Annotated in this window: 20 protein-coding genes; 17 read left to right on the top strand and 3 right to left on the bottom strand. The window is 31.0% G+C overall.

The genetic code is table 11. The features are described 5' to 3' along the window. Positions 1-3 precede the first annotated feature (3 nt). The 3 genes from GQR92_RS15170 to GQR92_RS15160 all read right to left on the bottom strand — a co-directional run bounded on the left by GQR92_RS15170 (position 4) and on the right by GQR92_RS15160 (position 2232). Positions 4-972 carry a DoxX family protein gene (locus GQR92_RS15170; RefSeq protein ID WP_158840991.1) on the bottom strand — a complete coding sequence of 323 codons (969 nt, stop codon included), beginning with the start codon at positions 970-972 and terminating at the stop codon, positions 4-6. Next, on the bottom strand, positions 969-1604 hold the full coding sequence (locus tag GQR92_RS15165) for a hypothetical protein (protein WP_158840989.1): 636 nt from the start codon (positions 1602-1604) through the stop codon (positions 969-971). The genes GQR92_RS15170 and GQR92_RS15165 overlap by 4 nt, the downstream gene beginning before the upstream one ends. A gap of 91 nt (positions 1605-1695) precedes the next feature. Then, a complete protein-coding gene (locus GQR92_RS15160; RefSeq protein WP_158840987.1) occupies positions 1696-2232 on the bottom strand; it encodes a DUF1599 domain-containing protein in 537 nt (178 codons plus the stop codon). Between the two features lie 89 nt (positions 2233-2321). Between GQR92_RS15160 and GQR92_RS15155 the strand changes: the two genes are divergently transcribed. From GQR92_RS15155 to GQR92_RS15075, 17 genes are all read left to right on the top strand, one after another. Beyond that, on the top strand, positions 2322-2903 hold the full coding sequence (locus GQR92_RS15155; RefSeq protein ID WP_158840985.1) for a TIGR00730 family Rossman fold protein: 582 nt from the start codon (positions 2322-2324) through the stop codon (positions 2901-2903). A 1-nt stretch (position 2904) separates the two neighbouring features. Next, complete coding sequence (gene folP / locus GQR92_RS15150; protein ID WP_158840983.1) at positions 2905-3726, top strand: dihydropteroate synthase; 822 nt, start codon at positions 2905-2907, stop codon at positions 3724-3726. 313 nt (positions 3727-4039) lie between these two features. Next, on the top strand, positions 4040-4750 hold the full coding sequence (locus GQR92_RS15145) for a DUF547 domain-containing protein (protein WP_158840981.1): 711 nt from the start codon (positions 4040-4042) through the stop codon (positions 4748-4750). A 34-nt stretch (positions 4751-4784) separates the two neighbouring features. After that, complete coding sequence (locus GQR92_RS15140; protein ID WP_158840979.1) at positions 4785-5120, top strand: arsenosugar biosynthesis-associated peroxidase-like protein; 336 nt, start codon at positions 4785-4787, stop codon at positions 5118-5120. Positions 5121-5312: 192 nt separating this feature from the next. Further along, positions 5313-6368 (top strand): arsenosugar biosynthesis radical SAM (seleno)protein ArsS, encoded by a 1056-nt coding sequence (gene arsS, locus GQR92_RS15135; RefSeq protein ID WP_158840977.1) that lies wholly within the window; start codon positions 5313-5315, stop codon positions 6366-6368. 3 nt (positions 6369-6371) lie between these two features. Next, entirely contained in the window at positions 6372-7049 is a 678-nt protein-coding gene (locus GQR92_RS15130; protein ID WP_158840975.1) for a DUF2064 domain-containing protein, read from the top strand. 143 nt (positions 7050-7192) lie between these two features. Beyond that, positions 7193-10387 carry a SusC/RagA family TonB-linked outer membrane protein gene (locus GQR92_RS15125; RefSeq protein ID WP_158840973.1) on the top strand — a complete coding sequence of 1065 codons (3195 nt, stop codon included), beginning with the start codon at positions 7193-7195 and terminating at the stop codon, positions 10385-10387. A gap of 10 nt (positions 10388-10397) precedes the next feature. Continuing rightward, on the top strand, positions 10398-11837 hold the full coding sequence (locus GQR92_RS15120) for a SusD/RagB family nutrient-binding outer membrane lipoprotein (protein ID WP_158840970.1): 1440 nt from the start codon (positions 10398-10400) through the stop codon (positions 11835-11837). Positions 11838-11843: 6 nt separating this feature from the next. Next, on the top strand, positions 11844-13178 hold the full coding sequence (locus tag GQR92_RS15115) for a sodium:solute symporter (protein WP_158840968.1): 1335 nt from the start codon (positions 11844-11846) through the stop codon (positions 13176-13178). Further along, entirely contained in the window at positions 13163-13990 is an 828-nt protein-coding gene (locus GQR92_RS15110; protein ID WP_158840966.1) for a metallophosphoesterase family protein, read from the top strand. The genes GQR92_RS15115 and GQR92_RS15110 overlap by 16 nt, the downstream gene beginning before the upstream one ends. Before the next feature lie 13 nt (positions 13991-14003). Next, positions 14004-14972 (top strand): arsenosugar biosynthesis arsenite methyltransferase ArsM, encoded by a 969-nt coding sequence (gene arsM, locus GQR92_RS15105; RefSeq protein WP_158840964.1) that lies wholly within the window; start codon positions 14004-14006, stop codon positions 14970-14972. A 92-nt stretch (positions 14973-15064) separates the two neighbouring features. Continuing rightward, positions 15065-15550, top strand: coding sequence for a rhodanese-like domain-containing protein (locus GQR92_RS15100; RefSeq protein ID WP_158840962.1), 486 nt, complete (start codon positions 15065-15067; stop codon positions 15548-15550). Between the two features lie 141 nt (positions 15551-15691). Next, a complete protein-coding gene (locus tag GQR92_RS15095; RefSeq protein ID WP_158840960.1) occupies positions 15692-16294 on the top strand; it encodes a TIGR04282 family arsenosugar biosynthesis glycosyltransferase in 603 nt (200 codons plus the stop codon). Between the two features lie 77 nt (positions 16295-16371). Further along, the gene (locus GQR92_RS15090) at positions 16372-17187 is read left to right on the top strand and encodes a purine-nucleoside phosphorylase (protein ID WP_158840958.1); all 816 of its coding nucleotides are present in this window, start codon (positions 16372-16374) and stop codon (positions 17185-17187) included. A gap of 113 nt (positions 17188-17300) precedes the next feature. Then, positions 17301-17864: a transposase gene (locus tag GQR92_RS15085; RefSeq protein ID WP_158840956.1), complete on the top strand. Its 564-nt coding sequence runs from the start codon at positions 17301-17303 to the stop codon at positions 17862-17864. A gap of 65 nt (positions 17865-17929) precedes the next feature. Then, a complete protein-coding gene (locus GQR92_RS15080) occupies positions 17930-18814 on the top strand; it encodes a sterol desaturase family protein (protein ID WP_158840954.1) in 885 nt (294 codons plus the stop codon). A gap of 38 nt (positions 18815-18852) precedes the next feature. Continuing rightward, positions 18853-20946, top strand: a complete 2094-nt coding sequence (locus GQR92_RS15075) for a S46 family peptidase (protein WP_158840952.1) — start codon at positions 18853-18855, stop codon at positions 20944-20946. Positions 20947-21076 lie beyond the last annotated feature (130 nt).

The following is a 21076-nucleotide window of genomic DNA, read 5'->3' as shown; positions in this document are numbered from 1 at the left end:
AAGTTACAATTCTAACTCGTCTACATCTATCCAGTTTTTCTTTTGCACAACAACTCCTTTATCTAAAATAACAACCCCGGGATTTGCTCTAATTATTGTTTTTAACGTAGTTTCATCACAGAATAAAAAATCGAAAGGCAAATTGTATTTCTCTTTAGTAAGAATTAAATCGTCTGTAAAAGACGCTGAAACTCCGTAAACTGTGTATCCTTTTTCTTTGGCTTTTGTTGTAACATCTTTAATTGCCGGAAATCCGCTTTTATCAACTTTATCTAAATTATAGATAATAACCAACATTACTTTTTCTTTTTTCAATAATTCTGGCGCTAAATCTGCTTGTTCATCTTCTAGCATAAAATCGTGCACTGGGGGTATTTCTCCATCGTCTTTATATTTCATTCCTTCCGGAATACTTTTACCAACTGCATAGGCTCTAAAATCTATAATTGGCAAATGTGTTAAAACATGCTGTACAATAAATAAGAAAATACCTAATGATAAAAAGGTAATCACCTTTGGAATTTTACCTCCAAAAATTGGTTTAATCAGGTTTGTTTTTATCAACAAAATAATAATTAACCCAATTAAAATAACATTTTTATAAAAAGTGCCCCAAGTAGATAATTTTATAGCATCTCCAAAACAGCCACAATCGGTTACTTTATTGTAATAGGCAGAATACCAGGTTAAAAACAAGAAAATAAGCGTTAATAAAAAGAGACTCCAAACGGTAAACTTTGGTTTGTATCCAATTAAAATCATTACTCCTAATAATATTTCTGCAACAATTAATAGTACTGCAAAAGGCAATGCAAAGGGAATTAAAAACTCCATGTTTAAAACACCTTCAGAAAAGTATTCTTGAAACTTATATTGAGAACCAATTGGATCTACCAATTTTACAAAGCCAGAAAAAATAAATAAGGCTCCGACTAATATTCTTGAAATTTGGGTAATCAGTTTTAATATCATGATTTTTTGTTTATATAATTATGCTGTTTATCATTTATCGTTAAATAATAAATGGCAAAAAACAATCTTCTTTTTATTCCTTTAAATTCTTTAAATTCAAATTTACTAAATGCTGACGCTTGAATACTAAAAGAAATTGCATTAAACACGTTAAACATTTCATAAAAGTCTCTAAATAAAACATCTTCGTTATTTAAACTCTTCAGAAACAATATATATTTTCCAAATAAATTTAAATCATAAGCTTTGTTAACAATTGCTGTTTTACTATCTAATGTTTCATAAAAAGTTTTATGCACCCAAATTTCTTTAAAAAAAGAAGTATCAATTTGTAAATACATTTCTTCTTGAAGTTTATAATTTACAGGAATTTTATACCCCTTAGTGTCTTTAAAGAATCCCTCAATGCTATTTTTATTGAACTCAAAATAAGCATCATCTTTAGGCTTACTTTTATCTAAACGAATTTCACTTTCAAAAAAATTGACAATTTTAGCTAAATCTTGTAAATCAGAATCTGTAAAAAATTCTGACATAGATTCATCAGACTTCATTTCTTTATAAGTTGTAGTCTCTTCCTTAGCACAACTCACAAAAAGCAAAACAGCAATTAAATAAACCAGCTTTTTCATAAATTTATTATAAAAACTTCTCAATATAATTAAACAGATTGCTTCGTTCCTCGCAATGACTAAATTATTTTACTTTGTAACTTTATGAACCTTACTCCGCCAAATGAATCATTGCAAAAACGGCATAATTAATCATGTCTTGGTAATTAGCATCTATCCCTTCAGAAACAATTGTTTTTCCTTTATTGTCTTCAATTTGTTTAACGCGTAATAATTTTTGTAAAATTAAATCGGTTAAACTAGAAACACGCATTTCTCTCCAAGCTTCACCGTAATCATGATTTTTATTCATCATTAATTCTTTGGTAATTTTACTATGTCTATCGTATAAAATAGTTGCCTCTTCTGTGTTTAAATCTGGATTATCTACAACACCGTTTTCTAACTGAATTAACGCCATTATAGAGTAATTAATAATACCAATAAACTCAGATTTTTCCCCTTCATCAACTTTTCTAACTTCATTTTCTTGTAACTGACGAATTCTTTGTGCCTTAATAAAAATCTGATCTGTTAAAGATGGTAAGCGCAAAATACGCCACGCAGAACCATAATCACTCATTTTTTTTATAAATAAACTTCTGCATTCTTCAATTACAGCATCGTATTGTTTAGATGTATCTTGCATTTTCTATTGTTAAAAAGTATTTGCTCAAAAATACTAAATCCTATAGGCATTTCATTTATTTTTACAAAAGAATTTTAAAACCCCATACATTGAAAAAAATTGCTGTTTTTTGCGGTTCAAGCTTAGGCTTTAACCCTATTTATAAAGAACTTGCCGTAACATTAGGAAATCATTTTGCTGAGCATAACATAGGTTTGGTTTATGGTGGAGGAAAAATAGGAATGATGGGCGCTCTTGCCGATGCTATTTTAGCTCATAATGGCGAAGTTATTGGGGTAATTCCTCAATTACTAGAAAAAGAAGAAGTTGTTCATTCTGAAGTTGAAGAAATGATTGTTTGTAAAAAAATGAGCGAACGTAAAGTTATCATTAGCAAATTAGCAGATGGTTATATTACGCTTCCTGGTGGTTTTGGAACCTTAGATGAACTGTTTGAAGCACTTACTTTAGGACAATTATATATAGAACAAAAGCCAGTAGGTATTTTAAATATAAATGGTTTTTTTGATGCTGTTTTATTACAATTAGATAAAATGGTGGAAGAAGGTTTTTTAAAACAAACCAACAGAAACATGTTGTTAGTTGGCACTTCTGTAGAAGATTTAATGCAAAAAATGAACGCTTACCAAGTACCAAAAATTACAAGTATAATTAATAAAGTAGTTAGTTAGCATGACCATAAATTGCAAAGGTACTTTAGTAGATTTATCATCACCAAAAGTAATGGGGATATTAAACATTACACCAGATTCTTTCTTTGACGGAGGTAAATATAAAAACGAAGCAGATATTCTTTTTCAAGTAGAAAAAATGCTTTTAGATGGTGCTACTTTTATAGATGTTGGCGCGTATTCTTCTAGGCCTGGAGCAAAACATATTACAGAAGAAGAAGAGTTGCAAAGAATTGTGCCTGTTATCAATTTATTGGTACAAAATTTCCCTGAAATTATTATTTCTGTAGATACTTTTAGAAGCAAAATTGCGCAAGAAACCATAAATGCAGGTGCAGCAATTGTAAATGATATTTCTGGTGGAAAAACGGATGATAAAATGTTTACAACTGTTGCCAATTTGCAAGTTCCTTATATTTTAATGCACATGTTGGGTACGCCACAAAACATGCAAAAAAACCCTATTTATACGGATGTAACCAAAGAAATTATTTCCTTTTTTGCAGCACAAATACACAAACTACATCAACTTAAATTAAATGACATTATTATAGATGTTGGTTTCGGATTTGGAAAAACCAACGCTCATAATTTTGAAATCTTAAAGAATTTATCACTTTTTAACAGTTTAGACGCACCAATTTTAGCAGGAATTTCTCGTAAATCTATGTTGTACAAAACCTTAGATATTTCTGCCCAAGAAGCCTTAAATGCAACTACTTCCGCAAACACAATTGCACTATTAAATGGCGCACATATTTTACGTGTGCATGATGTAAAAGAAGCAATTGAGGCTGTAAAAATTGTAAATCAGATTCGTTAATCGTCATTGCGAGGAACGAAGCAATCTTACAGCAAACTAGACTTAATAATTTTTAGAAGCTATTTCCTTCTTTAATTACTCCCTTTTTTTATTCAAAAAATAAATAAAGAAACATCAAGTAATTAACCTGTCTTAAGCGAATTAGAAAGAATCAATAGAAGCTAAACTAGTTTAAAAAACAGACAATTCCCTAACAACTTACTTTCTTTTAAAATAACAAAAAATTGCTTTAACTCTAATTTAACAAAATTCGAAGTGTTTTTTGTAATCAACTTAAAAAGGTTTCGTCTATACTTATAGAAATAACAGAACAATGAAAAAAATACTTTTAACTTTAGTAGCTATTTTTACTTTATCGCAAGTAAATGCACAAACATCAATTTTTAACAACTTATTACAAAAACACGTTACCAAAAGTGGTGTTGTAGATTATAAATCATTAAAAAGCGATGAAGCTAAATTAGACAGCTACCTTTCTTATTTAGAAAAAACGACACCAGCGAGTTCTTGGTCAGAAAATAAACAAAAAGCTTTTTGGATTAATGCTTACAATGCATATACTATCAAAATAATTTTAGAAAACTATCCTCTAAAAAGCATTACAGACATTAAACAAGATGGAAAAACTGCTTGGAAAATTCCTTTTGCGAAAGTGGGCGGAAAAACATATACGTTAGATCATATCGAACACAATATTTTACGTAAAAACTTATTTGATGCAAGAATTCATGTGGGTGTAAATTGCGCTTCTGGCTCTTGCCCTAAATTAGGAAATGTAGCTTTTACAGAACAAAACATAGAAGCAACTTTAGACAAACTAATGAAAGACTTTGTGAACGATACTACTAGAAATAAAATCTCTGCTAATAAAGTTCAAATTTCTTCAATTTTCGATTGGTTTAAAGTAGATTTCACTAAAAAAGGTTCTGTTATCGACTTTTTAAATAAATACGCTACAACTAAAATTAGCCCAAAAGCTAAAATTAGTTACCTAAAATACGATTGGACTTTAAACGGAAAATAGTACTTTTATTTTTCAATCAAAATAAAACAAAAAAATGTCTAAAAACTATTATGACGCAGCCGATTTAAGAAAATTCGGTAAAATTACAGAGTGGAACGAAGAGCTTGGAAACAAGTTCTTTGACTATTACGGAAAAGTTTTTGAAGAAGGCGCTTTAACGGCTCGTGAAAAATCTTTAATCGCTTTAGCTGTTGCCCATACAGAACAATGTCCTTACTGTATAGATGCCTATACAAAAGACACTTTACAACGCGGAATTACCAAAGAACAAATGATGGAAGCAATACATGTTGGAGCTGCAATTAAAAGTGGAGCAACTTTAGTTCATGGAGTTCAAATGATGAATAAAGTAAATAAACTTGAGATGTAAGCAGGCTCTAATTTTGCTTTTAGCAAAATTTTAGAGATCGCTTATCCTGAGTTTTCACGAAGGTTTCAAGAATCAAAATGGCGTAAATCGCCTTCCCTTAAAAAAGCTCTTTAATAAAATAAATGTCTCATCGAGCGCAGTCGAGAGGTAATATTTAGGTCTCGACTGCGCTCGACCTGACAGAATTAATATATGGCTACAAAATCATTAAAAGCAAGAAATAACGATATTGCAAATACGTCTCGTCAAATGGAAATTCTTTCTAGCGGAATTTTCGCAAACGGAGAACTACCAACATTTGCTGCAAAAATAAAAGAAACAGGTCATTTTCCTTTACGTCCTAAAAAATTAGAAATTCTACAAATAAACTTAGGCTACATGTGTAACCAAGTTTGCGAACATTGTCATGTAGATGCTGGTCCAGATCGTAAAGAGATCATGACCAAAGAAACCATGCAACAATGTTTAGATGTTATTAAAAAAACAGAAGCGCACACCTTAGATTTAACAGGTGGAGCGCCAGAAATGAACCCAAATTTTAGATGGTTTGTAGAGGAAGCTGCCAAAGCAGGAATTAAAGATTTTATTGTGCGTTCTAACTTAACAATTATTAGAGCTAACAAAAAATATTACGATTTACCCCAATTCTTTAAGAAACACGGAGTGCATGTGGTTTCTTCTATGCCGCACTGGACGCGTGGAAAAACAGATAAACAACGTGGAAATGGTGTTTTCGATAAATCGATAAAAGCATTGCAAGAATTAAATGCTATTGGTTATGGTTTAGAAGGTTCTGACTTAAAATTAGATTTAGTTTATAATCCTTCTGGCGCATTTTTACCTGGAGATCAGATGGCTTTACAGAACGATTTTAAAAAGGCTTTGAAATCTGAATTTGACATCGATTTTCATCAATTGTTTGCAATTACAAACTTACCAATTAGTCGCTTTTTAGATTATTTAATCGCATCAGATAATTATGAAGATTACATGCATTCTTTATTAGACGCATACAATCCGGCTGCTGTAGAAAATGTAATGTGTACAAATACAATTTCTATTAGTTGGGATGGTTGGTTATTTGATTGCGATTTTAACCAAATGCTAAATTTAAAAGTTGCTAGTAAAGTAAAACACATTTCTGATTATAACGAAGAGTTATTACAAGACAGAAATATTATTATAAACCAACATTGTTACGGATGTACTGCTGGCGCAGGAAGTAGCTGTCAAGGCGTTGTTGCGTAATTTATGAATAAAAAAACTGCCATATTAATTTTTGCAAATTCTGCGGAAAAAGAAGTAGAAAGAAAATCGTTTCTTTCTGCGGATGTTTTTTCTGCACTAAATGCACAAACCTTAAAATTGGTAGAAAAATCTGGAATAGCATATTTTCTTATTTCAGAAAAACAACAAATAGGAACTTCTTTTGGAGACCGTTTTTCCAATGCTATTCAAGGTGTTTTTAACAAAGGTTTTGATAACGTAATTACCATTGGTAATGACACGCCACATTTAAAAACACACCATTTAGTTGATACTTTACAGCAACTTGAAACCAACAATTTAGTTTTAGGCCCTTCTAGAGATGGAGGTTTTTATTTAATGGGAATTCAAAAAGCTCATTTTGATAAAGAAAGTTTCATCAAATTACCTTGGCAAACCAATCGTTTGCACAAAAGTATTGCTAATATAGCAACTAGTAAAAATTTAGAAATTCAATTTTTAGAATTGCTAAATGATATTGACTCAAAGGAAGATATTCAATTTATCTTAGACAGCTTTAAAGCAATTCCTTTATCAATATTAAAACTTCTACAAAAATTATTCTTCGCAATTAAAATCGCTTTTTTTGAAGCTGATTTTTCAATATTAAAAACTTCATTTTCTAAGAACTTTAATAAAGGTTCACCAATTATTTTTGCGTAATAAATTTTCAGAATCATTCTTAATAGCAGAGATCTCTTTTAACAAAGTTATAAGATTTCGTTATTAAATAAAATGATTCTCGACTCCGCTCGAACTGACAACAGTTTAGGCTAAAAATATTTTTACACAAAAATTATCACTAAATGAAACACATTTACATGTGGATTTTGTTGCTGTTTACGAGCATCACTTTTTCACAAACAACAATTACAGGTACCATTACAGATAAAAATACAGGAAAAGAAATACCTTACATAAGTATCTCTTCATCATCCAAAAATGGTACAACTTCTAATTTAGACGGATTTTATTCTATTGCTATTTTAGAAGATGATCAGTTTTTAACTTTTAGTTCTTTAGGCTATAAAACCCAAAGGATAAAAATAGAAAATAAAACAATAATAGACATTCAACTTACTGAATTAGAAACTAGTTTAAATGAAATTGTTGTTACTGCTTTAGGTGTAAATAGAAAGACAAAAGAATTAGGTTATGTAGTTCAAGAAATAAAAGCCAAAGAATTATCCGAAGTAAAGACACCTAACTTTTTAGATAATTTATCGGGTAAATTAGCAGGTGTTACTATTTCTCAGGGAGCAACCGGAGTCGGTTCATCATCAAAAATAACCATTCGTGGAGAAGCTTCTTTCTCTAACAACAATCCGCTTTTTGTGGTTGATGGAACTCCGATAAACAACAACACTGTTTTTAACTTTACAAATGAAGCTGCTGCTGGTTTTCAAGAAATAGATTTTGGAAACGGTGCTATGGAAGTAAACCCAGATGATATTGAATCTGTAACTGTTTTAAAAGGACCAAGTGCTGCGGCTTTGTATGGTACGAGAGCTTCTAACGGAGTTATTGTGATTAAAACAAAAGACGGAAGCAAGAAAAAAGGATTAGGAATTAGTATGAATTCTTCTATTACGTTTGATACTGCTTTTCGTTTGCCAGAATTTCAAAATGAATACGGACAAGGGCAAGGTGGTATTTTTGAATATGTAGATGGTTTAGGTGGCGGAACAAGTGATAATATTACTTATTCTTGGGGGCCAAAATTAGACGCAGGAAACTTAGTTGCGCAATTTGATTCTCCTGTAACTTTACCAAACGGAACAGTAGTTCGTGGTGGAGATACTGCTTTATATAATGACCTATCGATTACTCCAACTTTATTTAAATCGAACCCAGATAATTTAAAAGATTTTTATCAAACAGGTGTTACAACCATTAATAATATATCTATTACAGATACTTTTGCTGGAGGTTCTTACAGATTATCATTAACCAATTTAGATAGCGAATCTATCATTCCGGGTGTAAATTTAAATAGAAAAACGGCGGCTTTAAAAATGAATTTTAATCCGACTGAAAAAACAAAAATTGCTACTTCTTTAAACTATGTAAATTCTAGTAGCGATAATAGACCAGCAAATGGTTATGGAAGCGAAAATGTAAATTATTCTTTGGTTGCTTGGGGACCAAGATCTTTAGATATTAATAACTTAAAAAACTATTGGCAACCAGGTTTAGAAGGTCTGCAACAATATTCTTTTAATTATACTTTTTTCGATAATCCGTATTTTATATTAAATGAAAACACCAACTCTTTTAACAGAGATCGTGTTTTTGGTAACATTGCTATCAATCATAAATTTACAGATAAACTAAGTGTTTCTTTACGTTCTGGAATGGATTATTCATCAGAAAAAAGAATCTTTAAACGTAATTTTAGCTCTAACCGTTTTCAAAACGGAGCGTATGCAGAACACGATGTTTTTTACAGAGAAATAAATACAGATTTCTTAATTAATTATAAAGACAATTTTGGCGTTTTTTCTTTTGATGCTTCTTTTGGAGGAAATAGATTAGACCAAACGGCATCCACAAAACAACTACAAACTACCAATTTAGCACAACCCGGAATTTTTAGTTTAAACAACGCTGCTTCTCCTATAGAAGCTTTTCAGTTTGATTCTAAAAAGAGAATTAACTCTTTATACGGAATTGCAAAACTGGGTTATAAAAACTATTTATATGTAGATATTACAGGAAGAAATGATTGGTCTAGTGCATTGGCAACTCCATTTTCTGTAGACGGCACATCCTTCTTTTATCCGTCTATTTCTTCTAGTTTTATTGTATCAAATTACACAAAATTACCAGCAATTATTTCTTTTGCTAAGATAAGAGCAAGTATTGCTCAGGTTGGTAATGACACAAATCCATATCAAACATCGGGTGCTTTTGTATCACAAACAACATTTAACGGACAACCTACTTTTAGTGATCAAGATTTTATTCCGAATGAAAATTTAAAACCAGAATTAACCACTTCGTATGAGTTTGGCACAGATCTTCGCTTCTTTAAAGACCGTTTAAATATCGATTTTACCTATTATAATGCAACAACTAAAGATCAAATTATTTCATTACCAATTCCTATTTCATCTGGTTACAACCAACAAGTTGTAAATGGCGGAGAAATAAACACAAAGGGTGTTGAAATTATTTTAGGAGGAACACCTATTAAAACATCTAATTTTAAATGGAATACTACTTTTAACTTTGCAACCAACAAGTCTGTTATTACTAATTTACCTCAAGATGATGGTCGTTTAACCTTAGCGTATAGTAGAATTTACGATAGCGCAAACCAAACTGTTTGGTTTCAAGTAGAAGAAGGCGGGCAAATTGGAGATTTATACGGAACAGGATATCAAAAAAATGAAAACGGAGAATTTCTTTTAGATGATGATGGCCGTTTTATTGCCGATAATGATTTGGTTAAAATTGGTAATTACAATCCAGATTTTACTTTAGGATGGAACAACTCATTTAAATACAAAGATTGGAACGCAAGCTTCTTATTTGATTGGAGACAAGGTGGTGAAATTGTTTCTAGAACACGTGCTTTAGGTAACGTTGGCGGTCAATTAGCAGAAACTGCAAACAGACCAACTGAAGGAATTATTGCACAAGGTGTAAATGTAAATACTGGCCAACGAAACACTGTTGCAGTTTCTGCAGAAAGTTATTACAGACAATTTTACGACAGAAATCACGAAGAAAACAATGTATATGATGCTTCTTATTTAAAGTTACGTCAGTTTTCTATTGGCTACACATTAAATTTGAACGAAGGTTTTTTAGGGTTAAAAAACACCTCTACAATGAACTTTTCTTTTATTGGAAATAACTTATTTGTAATTACCGAAAACCCACATTTTGACCCTGAACAATTAGCTGTTCAAGGAAATGGTTTTGTAAGTGGAGTTGAAGATTTAAGTTATGCTTCTAGCAGAAGTTTAGGTTTTAAAGTAGGTTTTGATTTTTAAAAAAAAGACAATGAAAAAAATTATATATACAATTGCAATTTTTGTTTTTATAGCTACAAGTTGCACCAATGGTTTTGAAGATTTAAATACCAACCCAAACGCACCTGTTGCTGTGCAACCAAGTTTGTTGTTAAGACAAGTTATTTACGACTTTGGCGAAAACATGAGCTATGAAGGTTTTGTTGCTGGAGATTTATTAGCACAACACAGAACCGCTTTAGATTTTAATTTATTTGACAGACACGATTTAAAAAGTCCACAATTAGGCGGAAATCCTTGGCCAATATTTTATACGAATTTGCGTGATAATGAAATCATCTTAAAGCAAGCTCAAGAAACAGCTGCATTTTCAGTTTATGAAGGTCCTGCATTAATTTTAAAAGCTTATATGACTGCAGGTTTAACAGATTTGTTTGGTGATGTCCCGTATTTTGAAGCCTTTAATGGAATTGATGGAACGGTTACTCCTAAATATGATTTACAAGAAGACATTTATCTAAATGAAAACGGAATTTTAGACAATCTAGACAAAGGAATTGCTGCTATAAAAGCCTATACTGGTTCTATTCCTTTAGAGGGCGATATTTTATATAATGGAAATTTAGACTCTTGGATACGATTTGCAAACTCATTAAAAATTAAATATTTAGTTCGTATTTCTGGTAAAGTTGATGTTGCTACACAATTGCAAACGGTATTTACCGAAGGTAATTACATGAAAAATAATACAGAAAATGCGGTTTTCGATTTCACAAATTCAGAACCAAACAGTTTTAGATTGGCACAATTAAGAGTTGGTGATTTTAATAATTTTGTGCTTTCTGAAACCATGGAAGAAATTCTGACTGATTTAAATGATGCTAGAATTGAAACCTTTTTCAGACCTTTTTCTAATTCGACTTCTAATGAATTTAATGGTTTATTAAACGGAATTGACGCATCATCAACATCAGTTGCTTTGTCTGACTATTCTTTAGCAGGAACCATTTTTAGAGAAGACACTTCTACATTAGATGCTAATTTTATGACTGCTTGGGAAACTAATTTTTTGTTAGCCGAAGCTGCTGAAAAAGGATTCATTACAGCTAATGCAGAAACATTATACAATACTGGCGTTACACAAGCTTTTGAATATTGGAACACCAATTTACCTGCAACGTATTTAACTGTAAATGCAAATTATAACGCTGTAGGAAAATCACCTTTAGAACAAATTATCACTCAAAAATGGATTGCTTCTCTTATTAACGGATATGAAGGTTGGACAGAATATAGAAGAACAGGTTTTCCTGCTTTAAAAACAATATCTGCAAGTTTAAATAACGATTTAATTCCTGTTAGGATGCCATATCCTGCAGAAGCAGCATCCTTAAATATAGAGAATTATAAAGTGGCAGAAACAGCAACAAACGGAAACAGTCTAGACGTAAAAGTTTGGTGGAACGAATAGAAAAATATGGATGTAATTAATTGGCAATGGGTTTTAATAATTTGTTCAAGTCTAACCTTGTACTTTTTATCGCCGCTCGCAAAAACCACAGATCAGTTTTTTAAAGCTGTGCACAAAAAGAAAGCGCCCAATACTTTGGTATTAACGGGTAGCTTAATTATCTCTTGGATTTTTGCGAAAAGCATTACCAACGCAGCAAATTTAGGCTTGTCTTTTGGGTTGGTTGGTGGTGTAGCGTATGCTGGTTATTACCTATCATTTGCCGTTGCAGGTATTATTATTTATCAATTAAGAACCAAAGGAAATTTTAAAAGTATTCATCATTTTTTAACGACCAAGTTTGGTAAAAATGCCATGGCTATCTTTTCTGTATTGATTGCTTTTAGGCTGTTTAATGAAGTTTGGAGTAATACGATGGTTATTGGAAGTTATTTTGGAGCACAAGGAACTAGCGGTTATTATTGGGCAATTATCGTTTTTACTTTATTAACATTATCCTACGCTTTAAAAGGCGGATTGAGTAGTTCTATTTTTACAGACGTCATACAAATGGTATTATTTTCTGTTTTATTGCTCATTATTTTAGGAACAATTTTTACTACGGATGATTTTTCTACAGCACAAATTGTTAGTTCAGGAACTTGGAGTTTCGAGTTAGGATTAAACCTCTTTTTTGCTGCAATTATACAATCTTTTAGTTACCCTTTTCACGATCCTGTTTTAACGGACAGAGGTTTTATTTCATCCCCTAAAGTAACCAGAAGAAGCTTTTTATGGGCAAGTGGTTTAGGTCCAATTTGTATTGTTTTATTCAGTTTAATTGGTGTGTATGCGCAAACAAAAGGAATGTCTGGACAAGCAGCTGTAGAAGTTGGTAAAGCGTTTGGAGTGGTTATTTTATTAGTCATTAACTTTATTATGATTACCTCTGCAGCCTCTACTTTAGATTCTACATTCTCGTCTTTTTCTAAGTTAATCGCTATTGATTTAAATATCAAAAAAACGGTTTCCTTCGGAAGAATTACCATGATAATCGTTGCTGTTTTAGGAACAGTTCCGGTGTTTTTAAATGCTGAAATTTTATCAGCAACTACCATCTCTGGAACCATGGTTATTGGCCTCACTCCTATTTTTATATTTTGGAAAGTAAAAGTGCCAAGAATCAGTTTCTATTTAAGTGTTTTCTGCGGATTAGTTTTCGGTTTTTTTCTCATTTTTGATATTTTTCCGGAAGCATTCATCTTTACAGAAGGAAAATACGCCTCATTATTGTGGGTAAATATTTGGGGAATTTTAAGTTGTATCATTTTATATTTTATACCAACATGGATCAAAAAATAGCCGATTTAGGTAAAATATCAGGTAAAACTTTACTTTTTGGTGGAGTTTACAGCAATTTACAAGCTTTAGAAGCTTTAAAACAAATTGCCGAAAAAGAAAATATCAGTCCAGAAAATTGTTTTTGTACTGGAGATATTGTGGGTTACTGTGCACAACCAGAAGAAACCGTACAATTATTTAAATTGTGGGGAGCAAAAAGCATTGTTGGTAATGTAGAAATTCAGTTAAGAGAAAATGCAGAAGACTGCGGTTGCGATTTTAGAGAAGGTTCTCGTTGCGATGGTTTTTCTCAACTTTGGTATCCGTATGCACAAAGTAAATTGTCTGAAAACTCTTTAGATTTTCTAAAAACATTACCAAATAATATCCGTTTTGAATATGCTAAACAAAAAGTAACTGTAGTACATGGTTCTTATTTTAATGTATCAGAATTTATTTTTAAGTCTACAGATTGGGCAATAAAACAACCAAATTTTGAAGCTACAAATAGCGATGTAATTGTTGCAGGCCATTGTGGATTGCCTTTTTATCATCAAGAAAAAGAACAACTTTGGTTAAATCCTGGAGTTATTGGAATGCCTGCAAATAACGGAACTCCATCTGTTTGGTATGCTATTTTAGACGATTCGAAAGAAAACTTTAACTTTACACATTACACGTTAGATTACAATTATAAATTAACTAGTAAATTAATGCAAAACGGTTTACTACCCGAAGAATATTCTAGAACAATTATTACAGGAATTTGGGATAATACAGAGATTTTACCGCCATTAGAAACAGGTTTACAAGGATTCGGAATTCAATTATAAAATAAAAAAAATCATGAGTTATTTAGAAACTACACACAATGTATATAAAGAAGCAGCATTAACACCAGATGTTGGGCTATGTTGTACAACAAACCCTATTTGGGAATTACCAGGTTTAAAAATTCCAAGAATTATGCAAGAAATGAATTACGGTTGTGGTTCTACTGTGCATGCTCGTGATTTAACCAACAATCCTAAAATGCTATATGTTGGTGTTGGTGGCGGAATGGAATTACTTCAATTTGCCTATTTTAACAGAAATAAAGGTGGCGTTATTGGTTTAGATGTAGTTGATGAAATGTTAGAAGCTTCCAGAAAAAACTTTAAAATTGCAGAAGAACAGAATGAATGGTTTCAATCTGATTTTGTTGATTTACGTAAAGGTGATGCAATGGATTTACCTGTAGAAGATAATTCTATTGATGTGGCGGCACAAAATTGTTTGTTCAATATTTTTAAGTCTGATGATTTGAAAAAAGCGATTGCAGAAATGTACAGAGTTTTAAAACCTCATGGAAAATTGGTAATGAGCGACCCAACTTGTGAGCAAGAAATGAATGACGAATTACGTAATGATGAACGTTTACGTGCCTTGTGTTTAAGTGGAAGTTTATCTATTGCAGATTATGTAAAAGCGTTAACGGATGCAGGTTTTGGAACGATTGAAATTAGAGCTAGAAAACCTTACAGAATTTTAGATCCTAAAAATTATCCAACGGACGAATTAATTTATATAGAATCTATAGAAGTTGCCGCTATTAAAGACCCAATGCCAGCAGACGGACCTTGTATTTTTACAGGAAAAGCTGCTATTTATTATGGTGATGAAGATTATTTTGATGACGGATTGGGGCATACTTTATTAAAAAATCAGCCTTTGGCTATTTGTGATAAAACGGCAAATGCACTTAAAAATTTAGGTAGAGACGATATTTTCTTTTCAGAATCTACGTTTCATTATGATGGCGGAGGATGTTGTTAATTAAGAAACGTCATTGCAAGGCACAAAGCAATCTTTTTATGCCAAAGAGATTGCTTCGTACCTCGCAATGACAACGTTGTAAAATTTAAATTATGAATAAAATAACATTTCTTTTTCTTTTAATAAGCTCAGTTTCTTTCGGACAAAAGAAGTTAGATAAATTACTGAATAAATTCAACAAGAATAATGTTCCTTATATTTCTGTGGATAGTTTAACGACAACAAAAGCTATTTTATTAGATGCTAGAGAAGTAAAAGAATTTAATGTAAGTCATTTACAAAATGCTATTTGTGTCGGTTTTGATGATTTTAATATCAATAAAACTTTAGAGAAATTACCAACGGATAAAAACGCTAAAATTGTAGTGTATTGCTCTCTTGGAATTCGTTCTGAAATTGTTGCAGACAAATTGATTAAAGAAGGTTACACCAATGTTTTTAATCTATACGGTGGAATTTTCGAGTGGAAAAACAACAATTTTAAAGTAATGGATACCTTGGGTAATACGACAGAAAAAGTCCACGCTTTTAATAAAGAATGGGGTAAATGGCTTAAAAAAGGGGAGAAAGTTTATTAAAAGAGTGACAGTAGGCAGTTGCAGTATTCAGTACCAGCTCAATTAAAAAACACAAATATCATTTCGACGATAGGAGAAATCTATTTTCAATCCAAAGATTCCTCAATCGTTCCTCATTTTAGAATGACAAAATTAAAAAAAATGAATAAAAACCTATTATTAATCTTTACTAGAAACCCTGAATTAGGAAAAGCAAAAACACGTTTGGCAAAAACTGTTGGAGATGAAACTGCTCTAGAAATTTATAAATTTTTACTAGAAAAAACCAAAAATGTTTCATCAGAAGTTTCTTCTGACAAAGCGGTTTATTATTCCGTAAAAATTAGAGAAAACGATATTTGGAGCGAAAACATTTTTCAAAAACACCAACAAGTTGGAGAAGATTTAGGTATTAGAATGCTAAATGCGTTTAAAAACGGATTTGATGCTGGTTATAAAAAAGTAATGATTATTGGTAGCGATTTGTACGATTTATCATCAGAAAATATAGAAAAAGCATTTACAGCATTAGATAAAAATGATGTTGTAATTGGACCTGCAATAGATGGTGGTTATTATCTTTTAGGCATGAATTCTTTGCAAGAACATATCTTCAAAAATAAAGACTGGGGAACGGATTCAGTTAGAAAAGACACATTAACAGATTTACAAGATAAAGCTGTATTTTTGTTAGAAGAACTAAATGATGTTGATGTTTATGAAGATATTGAGCATCATTCTGCATTTGCACATTTTTTAAAATAAACGTCATTGAGAGGCATAAAGCAAGCTGATTATAGATTACTTCATTTGTTCCTCATTCATAATGACAAATAACGATTATGAAAAAACAACAATTACAAGAAACCATCGATTTTTTAAAATCAAACGGAATTACAAACCCAGAAATAGGAATTGTTTTAGGAACAGGATTAGGTAAATTAGTTGATGAAATTTCAATTGAAAAAGAAATTGCCTATTCAGATATTCCAAATTTCCCTGTGGCAACGGTAGAGTTTCATTCTGGTAAATTAATTTACGGAGAATTATCAGGGAAAAAAGTAGTGGTTATGGCAGGCCGTTTTCATTTATATGAAGGTTACAATGCTTGGGAAGTTACTTACGGAATTAGAACGATGCAAGGTTTAGGTATTAAAAATTTATTAGTTTCTAATGCAGCAGGAGCCATTAATCTTACTTATAAAAAAGGAGATTTAATGCTGATAAACGATCATATTAATTTACAAGGAAGTTCTCCTTTAGCTTTTAAAGGCGCCAACAATTTTGGTAATATTTTTGCCGATATGTTAGAGCCCTATTCTAAAGAAATCAATTCTAAAATTAGTGCAATTGCCAAAGAACAAAATATTTTATTACACGAGGGTGTTTACACTAGTGTTTTAGGACCTCAACTAGAAACTAGAGCAGAATATAGAATGTTGCAAATTTTAGAAACCGATGCTGTAGGTATGAGTACGGTACCAGAAGTTATTGTTGCCAAGCAATTAAACTTACCTTGTGCTGCTATTTCTGTGTTAACGGATGAATGTGATCCTAAAAATTTACAACCTGTAGATATTGCTGAAATTATTGCAGTTGCCAGTAAAGCAGAACCTAAAATGATTGCATTATTTAAAGAGGTTATTAAGGTGTTGTAAGCTTAATTATAAAGTTCAGACCCTTCAGGTTTTTAAAACCTGAAGGGTCTAATAAAACAGTATACCATATATGAATCACCTTATAAAAAACTAGTAAAGACACTGAAAAAGATATGCAAAGAGAAAAAATAGCTTCTGGAAATTATTACCATATATACAATAGAGGTAATAATGGTCAAGATATTTTTTTTGAAGAAATGAATTATTATTATTTTTTTAATTTAATTAAAAAATATCTTGTTCCAATTTCAAAAATCTATGCGTATTGCCTACTTAAAAATCATTTTCATATTCTTTTAAGAATAAATGACGATGAAAATAACCCGTCTAAATATTTCTCTAATCTATTTAATGCTTATACAAAAGCAATAAATAAAAAATACGCAAGAACTGGTAGTTTATTAGAAAAACCTTTTAAAAGAATTAAAATTGATGATGAAAGTTATTTAAAAAACTTGATTTTATACATTCACTTAAACCCAGAACATCATCAAATTACCAATAATTTCACAAACTATAAATATTCGACTTTTAAAACTTGTTTATCATCAAAAGAAACAAATATTGCAAGAGAAGATGTACTAATATTTTTTGATGGAAAAGAAAATTTTAATGAAACTCATTTAGTGAAAAGGATTTTAATAAACGAAAAAAACAAAGCTATTTATCTAGAATGATATTAATTTAGAACTCTAACAGGTTTTAAAAACCTGAAGAGGATTTCTCATCAACATAAAGTAAAATGAACAAATACCTAGACATTATAAAAAACTCCTATTCTGATTATTGGAACTACGTAAAACAATCTGTTTTAATGGAGTTAAACTGGGAGAACTATTTCTATGGCCTAATTATTATTTCACTAATTGTTTGGGCATTAGAGGCTATTTTTCCTTGGCGAAAAAATCAATCATTATTTAGAAAGGATTTTTGGTTAGACACGTTTTACATGTTTTTCAATTTCTTTTTATTAAATTTAATTGTGCTAATTGCTTTGTCTAATTCGGTTGCAGAATTATTTAATGATCTTTTAGGTATTGTAGGTTTATCAATTGCTAATTTTCAACTATTAGACATAAATACCTTACCATATTTAGCTAGAATTTTCATCTTTTTTATTGTGGTTGATTTTGTACAATGGTGGACACATAGATTACTGCATCAATATGAATTTTTATGGAATTTTCACAAAGTACATCACTCTGTAAAAGAAATGGGCTTTGCCGCACACTTGCGTTATCATTGGATGGAACCTGTAGTTTACAGTTCTTTAAAATACATTCCGTTGGCAATTATTGGTGGTTTTTCTGCTCAAGACGTTGCTATAGTTCACTTTTTTAATATTACGGTTGGGCACTTAAATCACGCAAATATTAATTGGGATTATGGTTGGTTAAAATACATATTAAACAATCCTAAAATGCATATTTGGCATCACGTTAAAGTATTGCCCGAAGAAAGAAAAAATGGTGTAAATTTCGGAATTACATTAAGTATTTGGGATTATATTTTTAAAACAAACTACATTCCGTATTCTGGTAGAGATATCGAATTAGGTTTTGAAGGTGATGAAGAATTCCCTAAAAACTTTATTGAACAAGAAGCATATCCCTTAGGTAAAAAGTAACTCTTTTTGTATTTTTATACCTTGTTAAAATTATAAATATGAAATATCTAAGAATACTATTTTTACTACTTTCTGTACAAGTTTTTGCACAACAAGGCGGTATGTGGATTCCCTCTCTTTTAGAAGGAATGAATGAACAAGAAATGACTTCTTTAGGAAGTAAGTTAAGTGCAAAAGACATTTACGATGTAAACAACTCTAGTTTAAAAGACGCTATTGGGCATTTTAACGGAGGATGTACTAGTGAAATTATTTCTCCGAAAGGATTAATATTAACAAACCATCATTGTGGTTTTGGTCAAATTCAAGCTCATTCTACTTTAGAAAACGATTATTTAAAAAATGGTTTTTGGGCTATGAACCTAAAAGAAGAACTACCAAACCCAGGTTTATATGTTGAATTTATTGTGCGTATAGAAGATGTAACTGACAAGGTTCTTAAAGGTGTTGTTGATACAATGACTGAAAAAGAAAAACAATCTATCATTACAAAAAACAGTAACACTTTACAAAAAACAATTACCAAAGAAGCTTGGCAACAAACCAAAGTAAAATCCTTTTTTCAAGGAAACCAATTCTTTTTATTTGTTACAGAACGTTTCGAAGACATTCGTTTAGTAGGTGCACCACCAACTAGTATTGGTAAATTTGGTAGCGACACAGACAACTGGGTTTTCCCTAGACATACTGGAGATTTTTCTATGTTTAGAATTTATGCTGATGCCAATAATCGTCCGGCTAAATACAGTAAAGACAATGTACCTTATAAACCAAAACACTTTTTACCAATTTCTATAGATGGTATAGAAGAAGGTGATTTCACCTTAGTTTTTGGTTTTCCTGGAACCACTGACGAGTATTTACCAGCTGTTGCAATTAAGCATATTACAGAAGAATATAACCCAACAAATATTGCCATTAGAGAAGCTGCATTAAAGGTTATTGATGCTAAAATGAAAACAAGTGATACTATTCGTATTAAATATGCCTCTAAACAAACACGAATTGCAAATGCTTGGAAAAAATGGATTGGGGAAAACTTAGGTATCAAAAAAAGTGATGCTGTTGAAAAAAGGCAAGCCTTTGAAGCTTCATTTACAAAGGCTTTAGCAGAAAAAAACTTACTAGAGAAATATGGTACGATTCTTCCTGAATTTGATAGATTGTATAAATATTTTGCTCCTATTAATATTAAAAGAAGAAATTTTATTGAAGTCTTTTTAGTTACAAATGAACTGATGACAATGACTTTTAGAGCATATCAGTTTGAGCAAGCCATTACTAAAGACCCAAAATCTTTTAACGAAGAAAAAGCATACATAGAAAACACATTAAAAGGGATTCATAAAAATTATGATGTAGGTGTAGACAAAGGTGTTTTTGAAAATGTAATGCCATTTTTTAACGAAAATGTAGATGCTACTATTTATGAAAAAACGGCGTTTACAAACTTAGATACTGCTTTAAAATTATTTGATGGAAACACTAAAAAAGTGCTTAAAAAATTAAATAATGATGCTGCTTATCAATATGCAAAACCAATGATTGCTGCTTTTTACAATGCCATTAACAATGAGTATCAACTAAAAAATGAACCCATTGTAGCTTTACAAAAAACCTATATGAAAGCATTAATGGAAGCGTTACCAAATACGCGTTATTTTCCGGATGCAAATAGTACTTTACGTGTAACTTACGGTCAAGTTAGAGGCTATTCTCCAAAAGATGCAGTATACTATAATCCTGTTAGTTATTTAGATGGGGTTATAGAAAAATATATTCCGGGAGATTATGAGTTTGATGTTCCAGAAAAATTACGTGAACTTCATAAAACTAAAGACTACGGGCAATATGCCGATAAAAATGGAAAAGTACCTGTTTGTTTTTTAGGTACAAATCACACCACGGGTGGTAACTCTGGAAGTCCTGCAATAGATGCCGAAGGAAACTTAATTGGTTTAAATTTTGATAGAGTTTGGGAAGGCACCATGAGTGACATGAACTACGACCCTGAAATTTGTAGAAATATTATGGTAGATGTAAGATATGTATTATTTATTGTTGATAAATATGCTGGTGCAACTCATTTAATTGATGAAATGACATTAGTACATCCTAAGAAAAGTAAATAAAATATTTTATTTAAAATTTAATTGGTTTAAGATACATTGTAGTAAATGTTTCTTAAACCTTTTTTTTTTGAATCCTTTTAACTTTATAAGCAAGAGTTAAACCTTTTCATAAAAAATTCACCTAAAAACA

It is taken from the genome of Polaribacter sp. L3A8 (assembly GCF_009796785.1).
Classification (GTDB): domain Bacteria; phylum Bacteroidota; class Bacteroidia; order Flavobacteriales; family Flavobacteriaceae; genus Polaribacter.
Note: the sequence above shows the minus strand (reverse complement) of the source record. Positions and strands in the feature narration are given on the sequence as shown.